Below are 4,265 nucleotides of genomic sequence, written 5' to 3'. Positions count from 1 at the left end.
GCGCGGCGCCTTGCGACGGGCCGCCCGCCTGCCGCCGGGCGCGGGGACCGGCGGCCCGAGCGTCTCGGCGGCCCGCCCGGGGCCCGTCACCGCGCGAGTCACGCCCTGCCGGGGCGCCGCGGCGGCGGCGCCGGTGGGGAGGCTCGAGACAGCGTGGGGAGTCAGCAGGGCGAACGCCAGGACGATTCGTGGAAACGCGCGCCCTCGGCCCGCGATCATTCGAGCATTATCACGAAATGTCAGGCTGGCGCGCTAGGAGCTGGTGGCGACCAGTTTCGCGATCGAGTCGTCGTCGCAGGTCGCCCAGAAGTCGCCCACGACGTCCTCCAGGTGCCCGAGCGAGTCGGCCTGGAACAGCACGTCCTGATATTTCGTGATGTCGTAGTGGGTGGTACCCATCCCCGCCACGTCCAGCGGCCGGATGTCCATCCCCCTGAACTCCTCGATCTCCCCGTACGAAGACAGAATCCCCGCCCCGTACGCCCGCAGCTCGCCGCCCTCCCGCATCACGCCGAACTCCAGCGTGAACCAGAACACCTTCGAGACGAACTCCAGCGCCTCCTCGCCCTCCACCCGGCGCGCCGCCTGGCCCGCCAGCCGGTAGAGCGCCGCGTACCGGTCACTGGCCAGCGCGTTGGCGTGCCCGATCACCTCGTGCACCACGTCCGGCTCCGGCGTGTAGAACGGCACGGAATGGTGGCGGATGTACTGCGTCGAGTGGAAGTACCCGTCGGCCAGCACCCCGTAGAAGTCGCGCAGCGGCACCAGCCCGGCAGCCGGTAGGTAGCGGAACCCGGTGAGCGGTTCGAGCAGCTCACTCACCTCCTGGAGCTGCGGGATCCGCTCACGCGGCAGCCCCAGCCGCTCGACCCCAGCCAGATACTCGGCCGTGGCGTAGGCGCGGTGCTTGACGCCCAGTTCCCTGGTGACCAGCGCCCAGACCTCGTGCTCCTGCTCGGTGTACTCGGCGACGGGGATCGGCTCCCCACGCCGATGGTTGACCGCCAGCCCGGCGATCGCGTTGCGCCGCGCCCGATACACCGGATCGGCGAACCCCGGGTGCGACGAGGCCAGCTCGACCACCACCGAGCCGTCGTCCTGGGTAGCGATCGGGGCGAAGTACTGTGCTTCCTCGAACATGTCTCAGATGACAGCAAGTCCCCAGATCCCTGGCAAGAGCGCGCAGTTTCCCTGCGCGATACGCTGGATTTCGTACGACTTTTGCTGGTATTTCTAGTCGAATCGCACAGCCTTCGAGGAGGCCGCCGTGGACGATCTCGACGCCCGACTGCTCGTCACCATGCGGGCCCACCCGCGAGTCGGCCTGACCGAGCTCGCCCGCCTGCTCGGCGTCGCCCGCGGCACCGTACAGGCCCGGGTGGACAAGCTCACGGCCCGCGGCGTGATCCAGGACTTCGGCCCCACCGTGTCACCCGCCCACGCGGGACACCCCATCCTGGCGTTCGTGTGGCTGCAGATCGCCCAGGGCCGGCTGGCGGAGGCCGTCGAGTCGTTGCGCGCCGTGCCGCAGATCCTGGAGGCCCACGGCACCAGCGGCCAGCACGACCTGCTCTGCCGCGTGGTCGCCACCAGCACCGACCACCTCCAGGAGATCATCGCGCACATCCTGACCTCCCCCGCCGTGCAGCGCACCGACTCCACGATCGCCCTCTCCACCCAGATCCCGTACCGGATCGAACCCCTGCTCCAAGCCCGCTGATAGCATCCCCCCGGCCCTCGCCGCCGTCGGCCGCGAGCCGCGCGGGGCTGCCCCGGTGCCCGTCACCAGGAGCTCACCGCCCTGGGCGAGGGCCGTGGCCGGACGCCCGCCGCGCACCCGCCACGCCAGGAAGCAGCACACCTGATCGGGGACACCGCATGACCAACCCGCCCACCCCCGCTGGGGACTTCGGAGGGCCCCCGGGGGACGACGCCACCTCGCCACCGGTCCTGGACGCCACCTCACCACCGGTTCTGGGCGACCCCGGGACCACGCCCCCCGCCGGCACCAGGCCACCCACCGACACCACGCCACCGGACACGCCCGCCCCCTGGTCACCCCCGGACCAGCCTGGCGAGCCCCCGCCGACGCCGTGGTCCGGCCCCTCGTCCCCACCGGCGCCCTTCCCCCCAGCCCACGGAACACCACCTCCCCCGCCACCCGGCCAGCCGTCACCGTCGGGGCACATCGGTCCGCCGCCACCCGGCCAGCCGATGCCGCCCGGGCACGTCGGTCCGCCCCTGTCCGGTCAGCCGATGCCGCCACCGCCGGGGCAGCCGTCTCCACAGCCGTGGAACCCGTACGGGCCGCCACCATCGCCCAACACCGGACCGCCTCTGCCCCCGCCCCCACAGGGACCGGCCCCCTACGAGCCCGCCCCGTACGTCGCCGTCCCCCACGAGCCCGCCCTGGCCGGCGCCGCACCCGACAAGCCAGCCCCGTACGAGCCCGCCCCATACAAGCCAGCACCGTACGAGCCTGTCCCGTACGAGCCTGTGCCTCCGAACGGCGGTCCGCCCGCGTACCGGCCACCCGCAGCCCGGGAGACTGCCCCGCGCGGCTCGGCCCCGCAGGCGCAGCTGTACCTCCGGGGCAAGGCGGGAACGGCTCCAGGCCACGGGCCGTGGGGCGGCCAGCCCCAGCAACCGCCGCCTCGGCGCATGGGCAAGACCGCCCTCATCGCAACCTTCAGCGCACTGGCCCTGCTCGGGACGGGCGGCGGCATCGCCTGGTACGTGACGCAGTCCGGCACCTCGGACCCGGTGGCCGCGACCAGCCCCGATCCCCAGAAGCCCGAGGAGCCGAAGAAGGCCGAGCCCGGGGTGCCCGAATGGTCGGTGCCCCTCGCCGGGCACGGCACCATGGACTTCACCGCCGGCATGGCGTTCGCCAGTTGGCTGACCGACACCACGGTCATCAGGGCCCAGAAGGACGCCGTCCTCGCCTACGCCCTGAACACCGGCAAACAAGCCTGGAACCTCCCCGCCCCCGGCAAGCAGCTCTGCGGTGCCACCCCGGAGCTGTCCGAGAACGCCGCCGCCATTGCGTACATGACCGAAGGCCGCTGCGACCAGCTCGCCGGTCTCGACGCCGCCACCGGCAAGCTCACCTGGAAGACCGGGATCTCGTCCGAGAAGAGCTCCCTGAGCGGATCGCTGACGGTGCCGACCATCATGTCGACGGCGAACATGGCCGTCGTCCAGGTCGACGACACGCTCACCAGCTACCGGCTCTCCGACGGCGGCAAGGCCTGGACCTGGTCCCCCCGGAAGGGCTGCTACCTGAAGGACGCCAACTCCGCCCCCGACCGCGTGGTGGTCCTGCTCGACTGCGATGGCGGCAAGCGTAACAGCGTCCAGGTCCTGCACCCGGCGACCGGCCGCGTCGCCGGCAAATACCCCATTGGCGACATCCCACTGATGAACGGCGTCCTGTCGGCGAAGCCGATCGTCATCCATCGCAAGGCCCGCAGCGGCGACGTGTTCACCGTGTACGCGTCGACGGGCAAGGTGAGCGAGTTCAACGCGGGCAGCGCCGACATGCGCACCCTCAACAGCGTCGCGCTCGTCCGGGGCGGCCACGAACGCCGCTCGTACGCCGTGCACGGCGACCGCCTCTACCTGGCGACCAAGCTGGAGCACCTGCCCAAGGACGGAGGCGGCTACCGCAACAAGGCTCTCGCCTTCGACCTCAAGACCGGCCGCCGCCTCTGGCAGTCGACGGGCACCGGCAAGACGACGCTCTCCTTCATCCGCGCCGACGAACAGGGACTCCTGGCCCTGGAGGTCGGCGACTGGCGCGAGCTCGCCCCCCGCCTCGTCCGCTTCGACCCCGCCAGCGGCAAAGCCCAGGAACTCGCGACACTCCCCCTGAAATACGGCACCGAGGCCGACCGGGGCCAGGTGTACGAGCGCGACGGCGCGGTCATCATCGTCCCCTGGACCTCAGTGGTCAGCAAGAACGCGGTGAGCTACATCGACACGAACCAGTCCTGACCAACCAACTCCGTACGTGGTGACGGACCGGGCCGGTAGTTACGCCGGGCCCGTCACCACCAGAAGCCGGCCCTGAAACACGAAAAGGCCCCCAGTCTCCTGGAAGCCATATCGTGAACGCAGAGAAGGCCCCGACAATGAATGTCGGGGCCCTCTACTGAAAGATTGTCCGGCGGTGACCTACTCTCCCACACCCTCCCGAGTGCAGTACCATCGGCGCAGGGAAGCTTAACTTCCGGGTTCGGAATGTAACCGGGTGTTTCCTTCCC

The 4,265-nt window shown here is 70.9% G+C and carries 4 protein-coding genes and 1 rRNA gene; 2 read left to right on the top strand and 3 right to left on the bottom strand.

Annotated features, from left to right (window positions below):
* Window positions 1-219 (bottom strand): hypothetical protein (locus tag KME80_RS49600; protein WP_219520002.1); only part of this gene is annotated, 219 nt, incomplete at its 3' end.
* A gap of 33 nt (window positions 220-252) precedes the next feature.
* Window positions 253-1,140, bottom strand: a complete 888-nt coding sequence (locus tag KME80_RS49595) for a phenylalanine 4-monooxygenase (RefSeq protein ID WP_219519999.1) — start codon at window positions 1,138-1,140, stop codon at window positions 253-255.
* A gap of 127 nt (window positions 1,141-1,267) precedes the next feature.
* On the opposite strand from KME80_RS49595, the gene KME80_RS53120 reads away from it, so the two are divergent.
* Together KME80_RS53120 and KME80_RS49585 are read left to right on the top strand one after the other, a co-directional pair.
* Window positions 1,268-1,720, top strand: a complete 453-nt coding sequence (locus tag KME80_RS53120) for an Lrp/AsnC family transcriptional regulator (protein WP_219519996.1) — start codon at window positions 1,268-1,270, stop codon at window positions 1,718-1,720.
* 941 nt (window positions 1,721-2,661) lie between these two features.
* Entirely contained in the window at window positions 2,662-3,996 is a 1,335-nt protein-coding gene (locus KME80_RS49585; protein WP_219519993.1) for an outer membrane protein assembly factor BamB family protein, read from the top strand.
* A gap of 167 nt (window positions 3,997-4,163) precedes the next feature.
* On the opposite strand, the gene rrf is transcribed toward KME80_RS49585, so the two are convergent.
* Window positions 4,164-4,265: ribosomal RNA gene (gene rrf / locus KME80_RS49580) — 5S ribosomal RNA — on the bottom strand; the annotation flags it as partial.

It is taken from the genome of Nonomuraea ceibae (assembly GCF_019396325.1).
Taxonomy (GTDB): Bacteria; Actinomycetota; Actinomycetes; order Streptosporangiales; family Streptosporangiaceae; genus Nonomuraea; species Nonomuraea ceibae.
This window is presented reverse-complemented; position numbering and strand designations above follow the sequence as displayed.

Excerpts from the sequence above, each read along its gene's own strand:
- KME80_RS49595 (WP_219519999.1), bottom strand. The coding sequence starts at position 1,140 with ATGTTCGAGGAAGCACAGTACTTCGCCCCGATCGCTACCCAGGACGAC.
- KME80_RS49585 (WP_219519993.1), top strand. The coding sequence starts at position 2,662 with ATGGGCAAGACCGCCCTCATCGCAACCTTCAGCGCACTGGCCCTGCTC.